The organism is Butyricimonas sp. BSD2780061689_150309_C8 (assembly GCF_015560935.1).
Classification (GTDB): Bacteria; Bacteroidota; Bacteroidia; order Bacteroidales; family Marinifilaceae; genus Butyricimonas; species Butyricimonas paravirosa.
Genome location: NZ_JADMSV010000001.1, coordinates 520,499 through 542,135, shown reverse-complemented (window position 1 = coordinate 542,135; position 21,637 = coordinate 520,499). Strand labels below are relative to the sequence as shown.

The 21,637-nt window shown below is 40.7% G+C and carries 13 protein-coding genes; 1 reads left to right on the top strand and 12 read right to left on the bottom strand.

What is annotated here, in order from left to right; genetic code table 11:
• Positions 1-14: 14 nt before the first annotated feature.
• The 10 genes from I2I33_RS02075 to I2I33_RS02030 all read right to left on the bottom strand — a co-directional run bounded on the left by I2I33_RS02075 (position 15) and on the right by I2I33_RS02030 (position 16,167).
• Complete coding sequence (locus I2I33_RS02075) at positions 15-1,133, bottom strand: hypothetical protein (RefSeq protein ID WP_087419285.1); 1,119 nt, start codon at positions 1,131-1,133, stop codon at positions 15-17.
• A gap of 22 nt (positions 1,134-1,155) precedes the next feature.
• Positions 1,156-2,553: a RagB/SusD family nutrient uptake outer membrane protein gene (locus I2I33_RS02070; protein WP_087419284.1), complete on the bottom strand. Its 1,398-nt coding sequence runs from the start codon at positions 2,551-2,553 to the stop codon at positions 1,156-1,158.
• Positions 2,554-2,569: 16 nt separating this feature from the next.
• Positions 2,570-6,046, bottom strand: coding sequence for a SusC/RagA family TonB-linked outer membrane protein (locus tag I2I33_RS02065; RefSeq protein WP_229128152.1), 3,477 nt, complete (start codon positions 6,044-6,046; stop codon positions 2,570-2,572).
• Positions 6,047-6,209: 163 nt separating this feature from the next.
• Positions 6,210-7,376, bottom strand: a complete 1,167-nt coding sequence (locus I2I33_RS02060; RefSeq protein WP_140402527.1) for a FecR family protein — start codon at positions 7,374-7,376, stop codon at positions 6,210-6,212.
• Between the two features lie 109 nt (positions 7,377-7,485).
• Positions 7,486-8,049, bottom strand: a complete 564-nt coding sequence (locus I2I33_RS02055; protein WP_087419282.1) for an RNA polymerase sigma-70 factor — start codon at positions 8,047-8,049, stop codon at positions 7,486-7,488.
• A 108-nt stretch (positions 8,050-8,157) separates the two neighbouring features.
• Positions 8,158-9,288, bottom strand: a complete 1,131-nt coding sequence (locus tag I2I33_RS02050; RefSeq protein ID WP_087419281.1) for an AAA family ATPase — start codon at positions 9,286-9,288, stop codon at positions 8,158-8,160.
• A 90-nt stretch (positions 9,289-9,378) separates the two neighbouring features.
• The gene (radA, locus tag I2I33_RS02045) at positions 9,379-10,743 is read right to left on the bottom strand and encodes a DNA repair protein RadA (protein WP_087419280.1); all 1,365 of its coding nucleotides are present in this window, start codon (positions 10,741-10,743) and stop codon (positions 9,379-9,381) included.
• A 198-nt stretch (positions 10,744-10,941) separates the two neighbouring features.
• Complete coding sequence (locus I2I33_RS02040) at positions 10,942-13,275, bottom strand: transglycosylase domain-containing protein (RefSeq protein WP_087419279.1); 2,334 nt, start codon at positions 13,273-13,275, stop codon at positions 10,942-10,944.
• A gap of 1,198 nt (positions 13,276-14,473) precedes the next feature.
• Complete coding sequence (locus I2I33_RS02035) at positions 14,474-15,643, bottom strand: ATP-binding protein (protein ID WP_087419278.1); 1,170 nt, start codon at positions 15,641-15,643, stop codon at positions 14,474-14,476.
• 116 nt (positions 15,644-15,759) lie between these two features.
• Entirely contained in the window at positions 15,760-16,167 is a 408-nt protein-coding gene (locus I2I33_RS02030; protein WP_087419277.1) for a hypothetical protein, read from the bottom strand.
• A 181-nt stretch (positions 16,168-16,348) separates the two neighbouring features.
• On the opposite strand from I2I33_RS02030, the gene I2I33_RS02025 reads away from it, so the two are divergent.
• Complete coding sequence (locus I2I33_RS02025; RefSeq protein ID WP_087419276.1) at positions 16,349-17,521, top strand: ATP-binding protein; 1,173 nt, start codon at positions 16,349-16,351, stop codon at positions 17,519-17,521.
• A gap of 43 nt (positions 17,522-17,564) precedes the next feature.
• Here I2I33_RS02025 and I2I33_RS02020 read toward each other — a convergent pair whose 3' ends face one another.
• On the bottom strand, positions 17,565-18,263 hold the full coding sequence (locus I2I33_RS02020; protein WP_087419275.1) for a hypothetical protein: 699 nt from the start codon (positions 18,261-18,263) through the stop codon (positions 17,565-17,567).
• Positions 18,264-18,407: 144 nt separating this feature from the next.
• Complete coding sequence (carB, locus tag I2I33_RS02015) at positions 18,408-21,632, bottom strand: carbamoyl-phosphate synthase (glutamine-hydrolyzing) large subunit (protein ID WP_317193309.1); 3,225 nt, start codon at positions 21,630-21,632, stop codon at positions 18,408-18,410.
• Positions 21,633-21,637: the final 5 nt, after the last annotated feature.

The window sequence follows — 21,637 nt, the reverse complement described above, 5'->3', positions numbered from 1 at the left end:
TCAATATCTAATTTTTATTTACCCAAATAACTTCCAATAGTTTCTATATCTACCCCCTGTCGTTTAAACTCGTTAATTAGAATGTCATACTTTCTCCGAATCAAACCATTCCGGTCTTTTAACGGGTGAAGTATCCCTGTGAGATCATTTGCATTATAATTTCCATTTACCGGAGTAGCAACCAAAGTTTCATAAGTATAATCAAAAATCATATTGACATAATTTTTAAGATCATCATCCTGTATCAAAGAAAGCTGAGACGTTGCATACGGGCGTTTTACAAACCCCAAACGATAACTCATGCTATCAACCGGACGGGATGAAGCCGAAACTCCTGCCCAATAATAATCGGAAACATCATAAAAATCATCATAAGAAAAACGATCTTTCATCTTGTCATAGGTCTGAAGGAACCATTTATTCAAATCATTTTTCAACGTCTTTTTACTTGCGTCCGTCATTGTCCCGGCACTCTCATCCCCATGACTGAAGATGAAATTATTGAATGAAAGTAGATAGGATTTATTCAACAACGTCTGTTGATTTCCAGAAACCGTTTTCAGACCTTGACCCAAGATAATTTTCAACGGCATCACGGAACGCAATAGCGAATCAGGATAAAAATTCAAAAAAAGCTGTTCCAGCAAATCCAGTTGCTTGTCAACATACGCCTCGTCGGCTTTTTCCACCGAGAAAGTACCCTCGTACTGGGTTTTATAGTTCACGACCAACAACGTCTTGCCATCCAAAGACACCTCTTGCCATGAAGTACTTGAATTTTTTGTCGCCCCTAATTTATACTCTACCCCGGCAAGATTCGCAACGCTATCTTTCACGAAATCACCCTCTTTCATCTCATAATAATTTACAGTCCTTATCGTGTCCAGATACATCTCTTGCCAGCTCGCTTGTACTTTAAGATAAACATCAACCGGATCGAACTTATAAAGGATATACACGCCTGTCCGATCAAACCAATCCACGATACGCGCATCGTATTCATGATTCCCTTGAGGAATCACCAGCTCGTATTCCGCAACTCCCGAAGGAGTTAACGTTTTATTATCATCATTACACCCGATCCATCCGACGAGTCCAACAATTAATATCCATAATATATTCTTTGTTTTCATACGATTTCATTTTAAAATTAATCTACTGATTTTGTTCCAAGGCAGGATTTTGTTCTGTGATCAACTTGGGAATAGGCAAAACATAATGCCCCATATCCTGCTGATAATCAATACTACTATCATACAAAAGATGAGTAACCGTCACACCAAGGCGACGCACGTCACACCAACGATGACATGTTTCCCCGCATAACTCCCGACGACGTTCCAACAAACAGAAATCCAGCAATTCCTGACCATCGGTCAAGTTTACCTCAATATACTTACTTTTACTAATACGATATTTTCTCAATTCATTCAAATCAGCCAAAGCCTTCACTCTAAATTCGTCCTGACCTCCCGCCAGATATTTCCGAGAATAGACTTCTGCTCGATTCAAATACAATTCCGCCGTGCGGATTCCCTGTATCGCCGCATAATCATAATATCCTTTATTCACGCCAGCGTATCCTCTTGTGATGGAACCATCATAATACAAATAGATCTTTTGCCGAAGATCAACATTATCCGTATATATTCCTACCAAATCATCTGATGCAATAAACGGGGGAGATAACCGGGGTTGAAAACTCACCTCATATCCAGAATTATACTCCCGGGCCCAAATAATCTCATCCGGGGTTGAAGAGGTGTGATATACCCGTCCTCCATCATTCAAGTCCAACAAATTAGACTTCACCATCAAAACAGAATCCGCGTAAGCCAACGCCTTGTCCCAATTTTCCATGTACAGATATACCCGTGACAACATCGCTTTTGCCGCAAGATGATCTATTCTAAAAAAATTACGGTCATACTTATTCTCCGACAACAACCTAATCCCATGTAAAAGATCCCGCTCTATCTGCAAATAAACCTCTTCCACCGTGTTTCGGGTGAAAAACTGACCTGTCACCGTGGGATCCAATTTCAAGGGAACACCCAAATCTGTTGCCGGATTCCCTTGATTATATGCAATCCCGAAAAAATTCACCAAGTGAAGGTAATACCAGGAACGTAACGTCAAAGCTTCTCCCCGCAAACTCTCCCGGATATAGTCTTCTCCCTTCATGTCATCCAGGTACTCCAACACCAGATTACATCCTAAAATACCTTTATAATGAACCTCCCAACATTCGCCATTATAACCACCTCCATCATCGTCAAACATCTTCGAATCCCATAAAAATCTCCATTTATTCCGTTCGTATTCATCCTCAACATTCGACAAAGGTTCTACAGATTTTTGATTATCCGTGAAAATCTCCGACATATAAAAGAAATTATGACCATCCCGGTAACCATCTCCTAACAAGATTTGCTCTAAATCCGACACCATGGCGGGCCTAACCTCATCTTGGCTGGATTCTTCCAGAAAATCACTACACCCTATCAAACAAAAGACAGGCATTAGCAAATATATATTTCTTATTTTCATCATGTATCTTTTATTAAAATTAGAAACTCAGGTTAACTCCCAGCGAGAAATTTTGAGATCGAGGTTGTTCTCCCAATGCAACTTCCGGATCACGTCCCTTGAAATCCTTACTCTTAATCTGCAAAGGATTAGTTGCCGTGAAAGAAACAGTCACATTCTTTGCAAACCCCTTGATCCACTCATCCGGCAAACTATAAGAAAATTTGAAATCATTAAAACGAATATACCACGCATTCACCACCCGCGCATCCGATTTTGCCCAAGCTTCCAGCGGGTAAAGCGTCGTACTATTCCCAAATGGACGAAGTGGACGACAATTCTCGCCAACCGGGATAGAGGGAATATTCGTATGAGCCTCGTCTCCTGGCACCCGCCAACGTTTTTTTAATTGAGTCGAGGCATTCTGGTACTCGCTCATCATCCGGAAGCCATTGCTGTAAGGAGAGGATAAAAACGTGTAATTACCCCTGCTTACGTAGAAATTCAATGGGAAAGAAAAACGTTTCCATCGGAAAACCATATTAATTCCCACAGTGAAAGTTGGTTCAAGAGTTCCCATATACTTCATATATTCGGTAGCGTCCTCTGCTGCCTGCCTCGTGTCTGCCCGTGAAAAATCAAACATAGGACCACCATGATTCGGATCTAATCCCGTGAAACGGAAGGCCCAGAAACTCCCGACAGGATACCCTTTTTTATTCAATGTCCCATCTGAAGCGACTTTCCAATCCTTTGTTGACTCAAGTTTCGAATTTACCGTATTGTCATTCCCTGAAAAACTTGTCCCAAAACTCCACATAAAATTCTTCGTCCGAACTGGAACAATACTAAAAGAAAGATCCCATCCCTTATTCTTCATGTCACCATCATTTATTGCCATACTTGTCGTCCCGTTCTCGTAAGGAATTTTTGCCGTAGTGATCACATCGGTCGTCTTTTTATAATACCAGTTAAATGTCCCGCCTAACTTATTTTCAAAAAAAGCAAAATTAATCCCTAGATTCACCGACAACGTTTTTTCCGGTTTCAGATCAGGATTAGGAAGCTGACTCCACGTCATTCGCCATTCCCCTGTCTTGGAATCTACCGCTCCTATTTTAGCTATAAAATCCGGGCTAACATTCTCGGCAACATTTCCCTGGTAACCGAAAGTACCCGAGAAAGACAAATTACTCACAATATTCTGATTTTTCATCCAATGTTCGTCTGTCACGTTCCAACGCAAACCTCCGGACCAAACTGTTTGGAACTTCGTGGATCCGCCAAAACGATTGGAAGCATCCCCCCGTACTGAAAAATTAATAGAATAACGATTATCATACATGTACCCTCCCGATATGTAGTAAGAGATATAATTAGACAAACGGTCCGTAACTGTCGGGATTGTCCGCGCATATAGCTTGTTTTCCTCGGAATTAGAACCATAATGCAAAGGTACATTTGTAAAACTCTTTCCACGGTCGGGCATATACCCCCAGTTCGTTTGTGAATATCCCTCATATTGATTGCTACGGGTCTCAAAACCGGCCATCAAGTTCACGGCATGCACGGCATTCCACACTTTCACGAACTCCGCTTGTATTCTTGCCGTGTAATTAAAATTCCGACTCTCAGAAACAGTCAGCATACCGCCATAAGGCAGTTTCGACACCTTGTATGCATTATCCAACACGGAATATTGCCCGTATTCATACCCCCGTATCCCGGTAATATTATGGGATCGTTCCGAGAACCACGTTTCTGCAAAAGAAGAACTTGACATTCCCCCGATTGTCGCCGAAATCGTTAAATCTTCGTAAACCCTCCAACGGGCATTCAAATTCAGGTTTAGACTCTTCGCAGTATTCTTGTTTCCCGAATTATCCAATTCATTCAATATATTATAATTAGCCGTACCTTTTTCATAATAATACAATTTACCCTCATCATAACAAGGAATCGTCCGGCTCGTGGTAATAGCATAATTGTAAGGGTCTACTCCTGAAGCAAAAGCCTTTGTCTCCGTGTGAGTACCAGACAACGAAGCCGTCAGCGTCAATCGTTTCCAAAAAATAGACGTCATGTTCAAATTACCTGTGTAAGTCTCCTGCTCGTTACCTTTCGCTGTATTCTGTTGGTTCCGATACCCGAAAGAAGCCCGGTAAGTTGCGTTCTCATTACCCCCGGAAAAACTCAACGAGTGCGATTGAGAAAAAGGTGTTCTATACAAAATATCAAACCAATCCGTATTCACGGTTTCTAACTTTTTCACTCCATTCTGAAACTCTTCCAAGCTAATTTCACGTCGAGAATAAGCCAATGCCAATCCGACATAACCGATATTCTCATCGCCCACCTGCGCTCCCCGCTCAAAAGCCTCACGGGAAAGGGCAATCCGGTCTTTTGAATTCATAATTTCCATCCGGTTATAATTTAACCTTTGGCTCATAGAAAAATTCCCGGAATAATTTACTGACATACGACCGCGTTCTCCTTTCTTTGTCGTGATCAAAATCACCCCGTTTGCAGCCTTCACTCCATAAATTGCCGTTGCCGAAGCATCCTTCAACACGGTAATATCATCAATGTCATTCGGATTCAACCACGAAACTGCTCCCCCGATAAAATCTTTCATCATATCAAGGTTATCGTCACTCATAGCCGCTAATGACTCGGCCTCAAACGGCAAATTATCCTCCTGAATGATACCGTCAACCACCCATACCGGATCAGCATTACCCACTAACGTGGACGTTCCTCTCACTCTCACTTTCTGCCGTGTTCCTGTCAAACCGCTCGTGTGAGTCACCACCATACCCGGAATTTTTCCCTGCAACATAGACTCGATGGTCTCATTTCCCGTCATGATCAAATCTTCCGATTTCACCTTCGCATAAGCTCCTGCCATCGCTTTCTCTCGAATCACTTGATAACCGGTAACAACCACTTCTTCAATTTCTTTCAAATCTTCCACCAACACGACATGGAGTGTATCACTTTTCTCTGTAAACCGAACTTTCTTACTCTTAAAACCTACAAAAGAGAATTCCAGAAAGCCCTCTCTAACTGGTAACATTAGCGAAAAGACCCCCATTGTATTAGTTGCCGTCCCGACAGTTGTTCCTTCTAATTTTACTGTTACACCTGGCAAGACCTGTTTTTTCTCGTCTACAACTTTCCCTGTAACTTTCAACATCTCCTGTTGTCCTACGACATCAACCCGACGCTTCACCACGATAATATTCCCTCGAAAACTATACGTTAAATCTGTCCCCTCAAAAAGACGCACTAGTACAGCTTCCACGGTCTCATTCCTCGCCTCAACAGACACCTTTCCCAAACTATTCGTTTGTTCGGTATTAAAAATAAAATGCAAATCTGTCTGTCGCTGAATCTCATCCAGCAACATTTTCACAGTAACCTCTTTCATATTCAAACTAACTCGTTCCTGCTGAGCATAAGTACTCGCTGAAAGAGAAAACGTGAAACAAGACAGTAAAACGAGACACATTCTCATAATTTTCCAAAATTTACGCCAACAACCCAAATAAGATCGAAGGCAAATTCGATTTTTTTCCATACTTTTGTAATTGATAGTTAGATTATTTACCAATAGGCTCACACGATAAAGTCTATCGGAGATTAAACTAGCGGAAGGTGCTTCCAACGCCTTCCGTTTTTTATTTAGTAACAATAATTATTCTTTCCTTTATCGTAAATTTTACTCCCGTGGCTTCCGTAATTGCCCCTAGGATATCTTGGATTTCCTTATAACGTCCCAAGTGTCCGGAAAAATGAAGTTGTTTAACACTTTCCGTTTGGTAAAACACATCCACATCATACCACAATGAAAGCGTATTCATAATCTGTTCCAAGCTCTCCTCTTCAAACGTGAAAATACCCTTTGTCCAAGCCACATATTGTTGTACATTCACACTTTTAATCTGAACTTTTCCGGTTCCCCGATCAAAGTGGGCCAACTTTCCAGGACTCAACATGTACTCTTTCATTGAATTTGGCAATTTAATACCCACTTCTCCTTCTACCAAAATGGTTTGTACATCTTCTCCTTTACGTGCATTCACATTAAATGATGTCCCATAAACCTGTACCTGCATTCCTTCTATTTCCACACAAAAAGGACGAGTACTATCTTTCTTCACTTCAAAATAAGCTTCACCCTCCAAATAAACTCTACGCTCTTCCCTTCCAAATCTCACCGGATACTTCAGATTTGTCGCAGAATTCAATATGATGTTCGTTCCGTCGGATAAGGTCAGATGAAACTCTCCTCCCCGGGGAATCTTCAACATACTATATTGCAGTTTTTCCTCTTTTTCGTCAATACCAGTATCATACACTAAACCTGCACTTGTTTGTGTCGCTTTCAACCCTTCACCGACCTCAATTTCTTTCTGTTTCATGTCTTTCAGTGCTAGCGTTGTCCCTCCCGGAAGTACTAGCATAGCCTTAACCTGCCCCGGTTCAATCGCCTCGCTGACCACAGGACTCCCCTTTTTCTCTCCCTGATTCAACAACCAGACGGAAAGTCCTATTGCTACCGGTACGGCTATCACTGCCGCATATCTCAACACTTGCTTCCATAAACTCCATCGATTCGGCAAAATTTGTTGTTCAAAACGTCTCCATCCCTTTTCCATATCAATCCGGCAAAACTCAGGAAACTCCTCCGCAAACCGTCCCTCTTCCTTCATTTCTTCAAAAAAACGACGGTTTCTCTCGCTTTCCTGTATCCAGCGTTCCAGTTCCTGTCGTTCCTCTTCAGAAATGACACCGGACAAATAAAGCCGAATCATTCGAACTATTTTCTCATTAAAGATTTCCATATCCGTTCTCCAATTTTGCACCACATACGACAAGCACCCCGAAAAGGGGTAAGTAGAAAACAACTTTTTTCAAGAAAAATTTATAACCTAAACGAGAAGTAGGCTAAAATCAGAGTACCCGGAATATAACCAATAAGCTAAATAAATTCCCCATCCGCTCTTTCAAGAAACGAACAGCATTCTTTTTATGAGTTTTAACCGTTTCTACGGAAAGAGATAATAATTCGGCAATCTCCTCATTCTTTTTACCCTTCAGATGCAATTCGAACACCTCCCGACAACGATCAGGCAACTCCCGAACGGACAAATACAACTCCCGGTAAACCTCCTCCCTCATCAAATTATATTCCCGTTCCCGTTCATCATCATGATTGGCTAGCTGGTAAGCAAGATACCGATTTTCTACCGCTTTATGCTTTAAATAATCTAAACACCTGTTCTGAATAGCATCATACAAAAATGCCTTGAATCCACGAAAAGAATTGTATTCCTTCGGACTTTCCCAGATTGCCACGAATACCTCCTGCACCACATCCTCTGCAACTTCCCGCTGGCGGACACGTTTCATGGCATACAACACAAGATAATTGTAGAAGTGTTCGAATAAAACCCGAAACGCTCCTACTTCCTTGGTATTAATTTGCTGAATAAATTTATCTTCTGAAATATCCATTCACTCCTTAACTTGGATTCTTGACAAATATAAAATATTCCAACCAAGAAACAAAATTCAATAGAACTGATTATTTTGTAACTTACAAAATAATCAGTTCTATTATTTTCACTTAAACCAATCCCGTTTCAACCAAGCCTCGAACAAGGGATCTTGAAATGTGATTTCATTTCCTCTCACATCAATCACTTCCCGTTCCATAAGAGCTTGCTTTATTCTAACCACATTTCCAGAGGTACCAATCCGGTAAGCCTGCAATGTTTGTTTTGAACTTAATTGCTTTTCTCCCGCTATTAATGCCTTCAAAAAACCGAGCTGGGCATTACTAAACGTTTCCATGCTATTCAGAAAAAGTAAGCTCAACTGGTCAATCAACCCATTATACGCTTCCTTAACAACAGATGGCACGACTAACTTCTCTGTCCTAAGCCACACCTGTTGAGCCAATTGCTGCACATAATACGGGTGCCTGTCTACCAATTCCACCAATAACTGAATTTCATCCCGTTCGATAACCTTATTAGTCGTTTGGAATTTTTGTCGGATAAACGGGACCCACTCTTCCGTTTCTATTTTTTGAAGAAACATTAAGTCTCCAAACTTATAAAAAGGCATTGAAACATTCGCAAAAACATCCATCAACATGTGTCGCTTACTGCCAAATAAACAATAAGCAACGTGAGTATGTCGCTGCCAATGGGCCCTCAACTTCTTTTGAAACGCCAAAGAATCCCCGAAATTAGCCACGTTCTGAAATTCATCAATACAAATAATTAAACGAATATTTTTAGATACAGCCAAAGCCTCTGCCAAATCCAGAATATCATCCGGATTACGTTTCAATTCCTCCAACCCAATCCCAAAAGACAGCTCACTCTCCACATCAGCCGTAAAAGAAATCCGGGGGATCAAGCGGGCAAGGAAGTTTTTGGCATTCATCGCTATTTCTTCCCACTTGGAAGATACAGATGTTAAAACCTCTTTCGCCAATAATGTATAAAACTCCTCTTCTTCCCTCACGTTAAAAAGGTCTATCATGCATAATTTCACATCTCCTTCAGACGCTAGGAGTTGTTTGGCAGCATGCGTTACTAGCGATGATTTTCCCCAACGACGAGGAGAAATAATAATAGTATTTGTCAAACTTCTGAAATTCTGCAATAAACGTTCTGTTTCCACTCGTCGATCCGTGAAATTTTGATCCGTAGCTATTTTCCCAAAAACAAAAGGCGTTTCCATATTTATTCGTTTTATTCTAGAACAAATATAACTGATTATTTTGTAACTTACAAAATAGTCAGTTCACAAAATACAATATGGATAAACGATTTAGCTAAATAACTCCCGGCAAATATCTCCCACCCGAGAAACAAATCTCACTTTTATATGTGCAGGAACTTTTGTCAGCGCTTTCTTATTTCCCGCCGGAACAAATATTTGTTGGAATCCGAGTTTTTCAGCCTCCAGTATTCGTTGTTCGATACGACTCACGGCACGAATCTCTCCCGACAAGCCAACTTCCCCGGCAAACACGGTATTCGTGGGTATCGGGGCGTCTATATTTGAAGAGAGAACTGCCATCACGACCCCTAAATCCAGAGCCGGGTCACTCACCCGTATTCCTCCGGCAATATTCAAGAACACATCCTTCGCCGCCAACCGGAACCCCACCCGCTTTTCCAACACGGCAAGCAACATGTTCAATCGTCGCGTATCAAAGCCCGTTGCAGACCGCTGAGGCGTCCCGTAAGCCGCCGTGCTAACCAAGGCCTGCACTTCCAACAAAATCGTTCTAACGCCTTCCATGGTGGCTGAAACGGCGACTCCACTCAAATCTTGGTCATGATTGGATAGCAACAACTCGGAAGGATTAGCCACCTGTCGCAAACCGGATTGCAACATCTCGTAGATACCTATCTCGGAAGTCGAACCAAAACGGTTCTTCATAGAGCGCAAAATACGATACATATGTTGCTGATCACCCTCAAATTGCAGGACGGTATCCACCATATGTTCCAGAATCTTCGGACCGGCCAACTGACCGTCTTTCGTGATATGCCCGATCAAAATAGTCGTGATCGTATTTTCTTTCGAGTAACGCAGCAACACGTTAGTACACTCCCGGATTTGCGACAAACTCCCCGGAATGGCATCCACACTCTCTGTTGCCAGCGTTTGTATAGAGTCAATAATCAATAATTTCGGTTCAAGCGCACGGGAATGTTCCAATACCGTCTCCAACGAGTTCCCCGAAAGGAACAGGCAATCGTCATTCTCCGCCCCCAATCGTTGCGCCCGCATCTTGATCTGCGACACACTCTCCTCCCCGGAAACATACAGCACTTTCCCACAACGATTATGCAAGGCAAATTGCAGTACCAACGTCGATTTACCGATACCCGGCTCTCCCCCCAGTAGAATCATAGAACCCGGTACGATTCCACCTCCCAACACTCGGTTCAGTTCTCCATCTCCGGTATCCATACGCTCATCAGCATTCGCCTTCACCTCCGACAACTTCAAAGGCCGTGAAGAACTTGCCCCCACGATAGAAGCCACCCGGTTTCCTTTGGTAGAAACTTCCACCTCTTCCACAAAACTATTCCACTCCCCACAAGTAGAGCATTTCCCAACCCATTTGGATTCCTTTGCTCCACAATTCTGACAAACGTACACGGTTTTTGTTTTAGCCATACAATTGAAAATTGAAGATTGAAATAAACCATCTAAATAATAACCTCTCCTCTCCTAATAGGGAAAACCACTTGGTAATCAACTCTCCCCCTGTGTAAGGGGGAGTCGGTGGGGGTCGTTCTCAAATAAAACTTTTTCAATCTCGTTATTCTTACAATACTTTCTATAAATCAGATCATCAACAAAATGAATTTTCAATTAATCAAAGATTTCATCTGAAGAATCGTAATCCGTCATTCCCTCTCGATCCGCATCCCCACAATCAAGCACATGGTTCACTCCATTCGGTTTTTGGAAATCACTTTGCGGCACGGCAAGAGATTTATCCGCATATACTTTCTGCATAAACAAAGCCCAAATCGGAAGTGCCATACTGGCTCCCTGTCCATTCGCCAAATTCTGGAAATGGATAGAACGATCTTCCGCACCAACCCAAACCCCTCCGGCAAGATCAGGTGTAATTCCGATAAACCAACCATCAGAGTGATTCTGTGTCGTTCCGGTCTTTCCCCCGATCTGGTTCTTAAAACCATACCGAAAACGCAAACGGCGACCCGTTCCTTCATCCACAACCCCCTGCAACAAATTCGCCATCAAGAATGCAGTGTTTTCAGTAATCACTTCTCTGGATTCCGGGTAGAAATTCGCCAGCACGTTACCATACTTATCCTCAATTTTAGTCACCATCATCGGTGCATTATATACCCCTTTATTCGCATATATCGAGAATGCCCCGACCATCTCTTTCACGGAAACCTCGGAAGAGCCCAAGAAAATTGCGGGAACCGGGTCTATAAAACTCGTGATTCCCATCCGGTGAGCCATCTGCACGACGGCCTCCGGGGTAAATTGTTTCAATACCCAACCGGAAATATTATTCACCGAATTTGCCAATCCCCATTTCAAAGTCACCATCTCACCTTCCCGCTTATCCGTGGAATTACGAGGCGTCCAAGTCGTCCCGTCCGGCAAGACAAACGTCTGTTGCACGTTCAGCACCTGATCACAAGGTCCCAGCCCCTCCTGCATCGCCAACGTGTAAAGAATCGGCTTGATCGTTGAACCGATCTGCCGTTTTCCGGTACTTACCATATCATACTGGAAATAACGATAATCCGGTCCCCCCACGTACGCCTTGATTCGGCCTGAAGAAGGTTCCATCGCCATGAATCCAGCCCGGAAAAATGACTTGTAATGTTTCAATGAATCCAACGGACTCATCACGGTATCCCGTACACCTTTCCACGTGAAAACAGACATCGGGATCGCTTTATCAAAGGATTTCTTTATCTCTTGAAAACTCTTACCAGCCTTATTCATTGACCGATAACGCTCAGTACGACGGATAGAAGTATTCAAAATATCATTGATCTCGGAAACTGTCAAATCATTCGAAAAAGGCGGATGAGCTTTTCTACTTCTCTCGGCCATAAATGCCGGCTGCAACGTTCCTCCCAGATGTTCCGTCACGGCCTCTTCCGCATATTTCTGCATCCGGGAATCCAATGTTGTATAAATCTTTAACCCGTCCGTGTAGATATTATAATGCGAACCGTCTGATTTCAGATTCTTGTTGCACCACCCATAAAGCGGATTCGTTTCCCAAGCCAAAGAATCTACCGCATACTGGTCTTTACTCCACTTGCTGTAATTCTTTTTATCCGGTTTAGATGCTGTCATGTATAACCGCAAATATTCCCGGAAATAAGTCGCAATACCCTCTTTATGATCCTCCTTGTGGAAGTCCAATCCCAAAGGCAGAACCTTCAAAGAATCAAATTCAGCTCGTGAAATCTTGTCATATTTCAACATCTGTCCCAACACCACATTCCGGCGTCCCAACGTTTTCTCTTCTCTGCGTACCGGGTTAAAAAGTGAAGGATTTTTAGCCATTCCCACCAACATGGCGGCTTGCTCCACCTTCAAAGAATCGGGTGTTGTCGAAAAATATATGTTTGCGGCAGAGTTAATACCAACGGCCAAGTTCAAAAAGTCAAACTTATTGAGATACATCGTGATAATCTCTTCCTTCGTGTAACTTTTCTCCAATTTCACCGCAATCACCCACTCCCGGAATTTACGCACGGCTAACTCCATGAAATTCTGATTCGCCTCCCGAGGGAACAACATCTTTGCCAACTGTTGCGTGATCGTACTACCACCTCCGGCAGAAGAATTTCCGGTCAACATACCCTGTGCCACCCGGAACAATCCCCGCACGTCAATACCACTATGATCATAGAAACGCACATCCTCCGTGGCAATCAACGCATCGATAACACTCTGAGGAATATCCTTATAGTCCATGTACCGACGGTTCTCACTCCCCTCGAAATACTTTCCTAAAATCTTCCCGTCCTCGGAATAAATCTCCGTGGCAAATTTATTCTTGGGGTTCTCCAACTCCTCGAACGTGGGCATAAAACCTAATTTACCCGCTGAAACCAGGTAGAAAAAGAAAAACACACCCGCAACAAAAACAATAAATAGCCCCCAGAAAATGGCAAAGTCTTTCCAATATCTTTTAAACATCACTTCTCGTTTTTATTTTAGCATACAAAGTTAGAAAATTAAATTTATATCTCTACCGATCAAGAAGAATCTCTCCTTGCTCTTTCACAAAAACGATCAAAACTTCTTGAAAACCTTAAGAGTTTTATTCCACAATCCACTTCTCGATATATCGTGTCTTGTTGTCGAAGTTAATACCGATCTTGAACAATTGATGGGAAAAAGATAGCACATGTTTCACGAAATACAAAGCCTGAAGAATAAATGAAATACCCTATCACACAATAACCATATTCCCTTCACCCCCATATCAAAGACACCCGCTGAACGTCTTTGAAACGTCTTTGATTCGAAAGTGATACGTCTTTGATCCCTAACTACACCCTGTCTTCAACGGATAATGTACGGATTCTACACGGATAACGAACCAATTTACATTCCATTAATAAGTTTTCAAAACATCTATCTATCCATTAAAAATTCTTTAGGACCAATACTTTATTTTTTAAAGAATAGTTTCCAGTGCAGATGGAAACTATTTTTCATTCACACTGGAAACTAATCTTTTTAAAAATCACGTCTGATCTTACACTGAATTTAAGATACTTCGAAACATTATCGTTTCATACCATTTCCGAATATGACATTATAAATTAAAATCACTTTTTTGGAAAAAAAATTTTCATTGATCTAATCTGTTAATAATGATATTTAACAACTATATATTCGTTAACTATCTTTTTGTCAATTGTAGTTTACTAAAATTGGTTTACTAAGTTTACTGTAAACTTTTTTCAGGACAATACATAATACTTGGCTCATGGTTAGGCTATTCTTTCCCTATACCATAAACATAGCATAAACATAGTAACAACATAACAACAACATAGATTTGTGTTCATGTTCTGTATGCGGTATGTTCGAGATTACTTTATGTGGTAGAGGAACCATAGAAAAAGGATAGAGAAAAGATAGGGAAAGGCAAGATCAAAAAATAAAACGATTTTTAATACTTGTAATAAAAATTTTATCTTATATATTTGTGAGGTGTATCTTTAATCCTTACTATGCAAGAGAAAGAATTTGAACATATTTTCAAATACCATTATATTGATATATATAATTTTATCTATCACTATATCATGAATGGAGATTATTCAGAAGATCTAGCACAGGATGTTTTTATTTGTTTTTTTGAAAAAAGAATCAAGTAAGTAAACTAGTAATTAAAACCAAAATGCCACAGTGGAATAATATTTTTATATCCATATTCAATGTTATCCTTTACGATATATGCATTTTCTATCCCTTCTATCTGCTTTTGCTGTTTTCCTTGGCCTCCAACCTCAAAAGTAAAATTTTCAATCCGGAAATCAGACTTTTCAGATGAAAAGACATCATTGTACACTTTCATCTGGGAAAGAAAAAACGTTTCTCGAATATTTCCTATATCTGATTTATTTTCAGCTAAAGCATAAATCAAATTTGTGTTATCTAAATACACTTTTTCCACTTTACCCAATAATCTAATACCTCCAGTTTCACCACGTAATTGAGCAATTATACCAGCTCTTTCCAGATAATACAAGAAATCTGTTACTTGATTACGATGCACATCTATCATTTGACCTATTTTCGTAAAATTAGGCTTGAATGGTACACTTTGAGAAATAATATAAAGTAATTGCCGAATTTTTTTTGTAGAAGCAATATTCATACTAGCATAGATAGGAATATCATTCTCTACCGTAAGACCTATCACATTCCGCAAGCGTTGTTCATAACCAGGATCCCGAAAGAATGGATAATATCCTTTCATCATGTACTCTTTAAATAAAGGTAATGGTAACCTTGTTTCAGGAAATTCAATTTTGTGCGAAAGAATATCCTCTAAAGAATAGGCTGGCAACTGCATTCCATACGATAAATTCAAATATTCACGAAAAGAGAGTCCCGGCAAATAGTAACTCAATGCCCGACGACTTAAATCTGCATTTCCCTTATAAATATCCAAAATAGAAGAACCCGTGAATATAATCTGAAAATCAGGATAATAATCATATATCATTTTCAGTTCCTTAGACCACTCCGAATATTTATGCACTTCATCAATAAAAAGATGTCTTCCCCCGTTTTTATAAAAATCCGAAGCTAAATCAAAAAGTCTATGTTCTGCAAAATACAGGTCATCCGCATTAATAAAAAGCGTATCATCCAGCGAATGATTTAATTTTATACGCTGTAACAACATAGTGGTTTTCCCCACTCCCCGAGGTCCCACAATTCCAATCATACGTGCCGACCAATCAATTTTATCATACAAATATCGGATATATGATGTATCTGTCAATAACAATAAACGCCGGAAAAGTTCAATTAATTGTTCCATAACTGTAATAAAATCAATGTTATTGATGCAAATATACAAAACTGCTGATTTAAATCGGCATTTTTTCGAAAAATTGCTAGTTTAAATCAGCAAATCAATATATCGTTATGAATCATTTACTCTATCACCTCAATCTTAACCTTCACATCATTAACGGTACATCCATCTGTCTTGAATTCTATGATCATCCCGGTATGAGTCCACATCGTCTGGAAATCCCGATCTTTCAGTTCTCCTGCTTTTAAAGGAAACGAGCGACGGGAACGAACCCCCTTACTCTCTCCGTCCTCTCTTATCGTCAAAATAGCATCACAATCCAAGGTACCTTTCACCGTGATATGTAGCCTTTGGGGAGTTTCTGTTTCGGTGTTATAGACAAAAGTGGCCAATTGCTTATTATTAATAGTAAACGTCTGTTCCTCAACAACTCCACCAGATGATTGCATCCACACGACGATTCCCAGTATCAACATGATTAAAACTGCGAAAACATATAGAATTCTTTTCAATTTCTTACTCGTCATAAGTACTTATTTTTTGTTATAATGATTATTACAAAGCTAGCAATTTAAGGTCAAATACCCAAAAAATTATTATCATCCCGTAAAACTGCAAGATATATCTTGCAGTTTTACCAAATTATTGCTTGTTATATCATGCAATTTTCCCTATATTTGCAGAAATGACTTGAAAAACATCAGTAATATGGAAAATCTATATAGAACATTTAGATTACTTTTGGACAACACTACAACAAATTTCATTCGTTATCTACATGATCAAATTTCATGGAACAGCCGTCTGGTGGCAATACTTGGAGCAAGAGGAGTCGGCAAAACCACCTTGTTATTACAACATATAAAACTCCATGATAACATTAACGAAACTCTTTTTGTCACGGCAGATGATCTCTATTTTTCCACAAATACACTTTATGAGCTTGCATTGAAATTTTACCAGCAAGGTGGAAAAAAGTTATATATTGATGAAATCCATAAATATCAAGCATGGGCCAAGGAGATTAAAAATATATATGATCAAATCCCCGGATTAAATGTAATATACACGGGTTCTTCTATTCTTGATCTGGAACAAGGGGGAGCCGATCTCAGCCGCCGTAAACTAGAATATCATATGACAGGATTGTCATTCAGGGAATACCTGAATATAGCCAAAAATATAAAATTACCCGTACATTCATTCGAAGACATATTATCTAATAAAATACAATTCCCATACGATAAGGAACGACCGTTGCAATTATTTAAAGAGTACCTGCAACAGGGTTATTACCCGTTTTTTAAAGAAGACGGTTATTACATTCGCTTGAAAAGTGTTTTAAATCAAACGCTTGAAAATGATATTCCCAATTTCGCACAAATGAATATTTCCACGGCGCAAAAGCTAAAAAAATTATTATATATCGTGGCGCAAAGTGTTCCCTTTAAACCGAATTTCTCGAAACTTTCAAGAGATTTAGACGTGAACCGTAATTTCGTACCCGACTTGATGTTCTATCTCGAAAAAGCCGGAGTAATCAACCAATTACGAAATGATACCAAAGGAATAAGACTACTTGGTAAAGTTGACAAGGTGTATCTTAATAATACAAATCTTGCATACGCCATCTCAGACACAACGCCAGATATTGGAAACGTGAGGGAAACGGTGTTCTTTTCTTTCATGCGAACAACACAAGAAGTTACCACATCATCCGTAGCAGATTTCACTATTGGTAAATATACCTTCGAAATTGGTGGCAAAAATAAGACACAAAAGCAAATTGAAGGGATAGAAAATGCTTATGTTGTAAAAGATGATATAGAATACGGATATAAAAATATCATTCCTCTTTGGGCATTCGGATTAATCTATTAAGAAAACTAAAAGATAAAAACTAAAAGATATATTTGAATCCGACCTACTGTTCACAAATTGTTTTATCAACAATCACATCACCCTGTTCTAATAAATACACAACCATATAATCCTCATTTTGTTTCAGATCCAAAAGTAAAAATACCGTACTTTCCCGGAAACGAGTGTATATCGCAGCTCCAAAAATATCATAATATTTATTGAAATTCCACACGCAATCCAAACCTATACAATAAACATTCGTATCGCAACTTTCTCCTATATAATAGCCAATTACAATTTTTCGAATATTAGAATCATTCTCGTAAACAGGTGCCAAAGCCTTGATAAATTCTCGCTTATCCCATTTATCAACCTTACAAAAAGTCTGTCTTGAAACTCTCCACTCAAACTCCCGTAACTCAAAACCTGCTTCATCCAAATTCAACAAGACATCATCCGTCACATCCACCCCGCCTTTGCTCGTACTTCTGATACTTTTAACTGTCGCCCAAGGCCCAAGAATTACACCCCACCAACCGAAAATAGAAGAAATCAAATTATAACGCCACTTGTATTTACTTATAGATTCCCCCTTTTTTACCAAAATAGCAGGAGAAAAAAAAGACAACGGGAACGCCAAAATGGAAATAGTATAGGGAAACATAATAAATCTACCCCCGTTATCTATTTCCTTCTTCAAATCCTCAAACGTGTAATCGTCAGGAATCTTTATTCGCCGCTTTATACATTCGTCTTCCAAAATTCTATTTCTATATTTATAATTTCATATACAAATATACAAAATTGCTGATTCAAAACAACAGTTTTTAAAAATCAGAAAGGACTATCTTGTTAGACAGCCCTTTGCATATTATGATTCAATTTGATTTTTAGTCTTTATCTTTCAATACTCTCTGTATTCGTCCCAACTCTTGATCGCAATCTCCGACGGATCCACCTTGCAAATCGCATAGATGAACGCACTAGCCAACCGGGCGTTAGTGATCAGCGGGATATTGTAATCCACCGCAGCTCGACGGATTTTATACCCGTTATCCAACTCCCGTTTCGTGTGGTTTTTCGGAATATTGATGGCCAGATCAATTTTCCGGTCGTGCAAATACTCCATGATATTCGGTTCCTTGTCCTCGTCCGGCCAGTATAAGATATTCACATCGATACCGTTTTCTTTAAAGAATTTGGCGGTTCCTTCCGTGGAATAGATAGTGAACCCTTTCTCTATCAACATACGGGTTGAATTGATCAATTCCACTTTAGAACGCAAGGGGCCGGAAGAGATCAGTATGTTTTTCTTCGGGATTCGATGTCCCACGGAAAGCATACTTTTCAGTATTGCTTCGTAATAATTCTCCCCGATACAACCCACTTCCCCGGTAGATGCCATATCCACCCCAAGTACGGGATCGGCTTTCAGAAGCCGTGCAAAAGAGAATTGAGATGCCTTCACTCCCACGTAATCCAAATCAAATACAGACTTATTTAAAGCCTCGACCTTTTCACCCAACATGATTCGGGTGGCCATATCGATAAAGTTGTATTTCAACACTTTCGACACGAAGGGGAAACTTCTCGATGCCCGCAAATTACACTCGATGACCTTTATATCATTATCCTTCGCCAAAAACTGCATGTTAAACGGACCGGATATGTTCAGTTCTTTAGCAATGGAACGGGCAATCTTTTTGATTCGACGGATTGTCTCCACGTAAAGTTTCTGTGCCGGGAAAACGATAGTCGCATCACCGGAATGTACTCCGGCAAATTCCACATGCTCACTGATAGCGTAAGCCTTTACCTCTCCTTCTTGCGCCACGGCGTCAATCTCGACTTCTTTCGCCTGTTCGATAAACTCGGATACCACGACAGGATGATCTTTCGATACCTCTGCTGCTAACTCCAAGAAATGTAATAACTCATCTTTATTCGACACCACGTTCATAGCGGCCCCGGATAGCACGTAAGAAGGACGAATCAACACGGGGAAACCCACTTTATCCACGAAATGATAAATGTCCTCTATACTCGTTAATTCGCTCCACCGGGGCTGGTCAATACCCAACTCGTCACACATGGTAGAGAATTTCTGACGATCTTCTGCCCGGTCGATAGATTCGGGAGAAGTTCCCAAAATATTCACGTGTTGACCATGCAATCGCATAGCCAAGTTATTCGGAATCTGGCCACCCGTGGAAACAATCACGCCTTTCGGTTCTTCCAATTCGATAATATCCATCACCCGTTCAAATGACAACTCATCGAAATAGAGACGATCACAGGTATCGTAATCCGTGCTGACTGTCTCCGGGTTATAATTAATCATCACCGAACGATAGCCGGCTTTCCGTATTGTATTCAAAGCACTCACACCACACCAATCGAATTCCACGCTACTACCGATACGATAAGCTCCCGACCCCAACACGATCACGGAACGCCCGTCATGCTCGTATTTCACGTCATTTTCGGACCCGTTGTAGGTGACATACAAGTAATTTGTCATTGCCGGATATTCACCCGCCAGCGTGTCAATCTGTTTCACACAGGGTAATACTCCCAATTTCTTCCGGTAATCCCGAACCTTCAACATTTTCTCGTGGTGAGATAACGAGGTATTCTTCACGGTCAATCGCCCGATCTGGAAATCAGAGAAACCGTATTGTTTTGCCTTTCGCAACAGACCTTCACTAATATCCGTTTCCTTATCAAGTTTGCTTAACTCTTCTTTTAGCAAGTGAATGTTTTCCAAACGTTGTAAAAACCAGTGATTGATTTTCGTCAATTCATGAATTTTCTCTACGCTATATCCCTTGTCGAAAGCCCCGGCAATGGCAAATATCCGAGAATCTGTCGGGTTCACTAACTCTTCATCAATATCTTTCGCTTTCAACACGTTACCGACAAAACCGTGCATACCCTGCCCGATCATCCGGATTCCTTTTTGAATTGCCTCTTCGAAAGATCGTCCGATAGCCATGATTTCTCCCACGCTTTTCATGGAAGAACCGATCACTTTGGAAACTCCCTCGAATTTATTCAAGTCCCAGCGAGGTATTTTACAAACCACGTAATCCAATGCCGGCTCAAAACATGCCGTGGTGACTTTGGTTACCGAGTTTTTGATCTCGTGTAACCCGTATCCCATACCCAATTTTGCGGCAACAAAAGCCAAAGGGTACCCGGTTGCCTTGGATGCCAATGCACTGGACCGTGAAAGACGAGCGTTTACCTCTATTACCCGATAATCTTCCGAGTTCGGATCAAGGGCATACTGCACGTTACATTCACCCACGATGCCTATATGCCGGATTATTTTTATAGCTATCGATCTCAATTTGTGGTATTCGCTATTACTTAAAGTCTGTGATGGAGCAACTACTATACTCTCTCCGGTATGAATTCCCAACGGATCGAAGTTTTCCATGTTACAAACCGTGATACAATTATCATATTTATCACGTACCACCTCGTATTCTACTTCTTTCCATCCCTTCAAAGATTCTTCCACTAAAACCTGAGGAGAATAAGAAAAAGCACTGGCAGCCAAACGTTCCAACTCTTCTTTATTCGAACAAAAACCGGAACCCAATCCCCCCAGCGTGTAAGCTGCCCGGATAATCACCGGAAAACCTAGTTTATCCACCGCAGCAAACGCCTCTTCCATATTACTGGCAGCGATACTTCTCGGTGTTTTCACGTTAATTTCTGCCAATTTCCCGGCAAAGATTTCCCGGTCTTCGGTATCTATGATGGCTTGTACAGGCGTTCCGAGTACTTGCACGTTATACTTTTCTAAAACACCCGATTTATAAAGAGCCACTCCGCAATTCAATGCAGTTTGTCCCCCGAAAGAGAGAAGAATACCATCCGGACGTTCCTTCTCGATCACCTGTTCCACGAATTCCGGTGTCACGGGTAAATAGTATATCTTGTCAGCCACCCCTTCCGATGTCTGTACCGTGGCTATATTCGGATTTATCAACACGCTGTAAATACCTTCTTCCCGAAGTGCTTTCAAAGCCTGTGATCCGGAATAATCAAACTCTCCGGCTTCCCCTATCTTCAATGCTCCCGATCCCAGAAGCAATACCTTTGCTATACCCATTCTTATTTTAG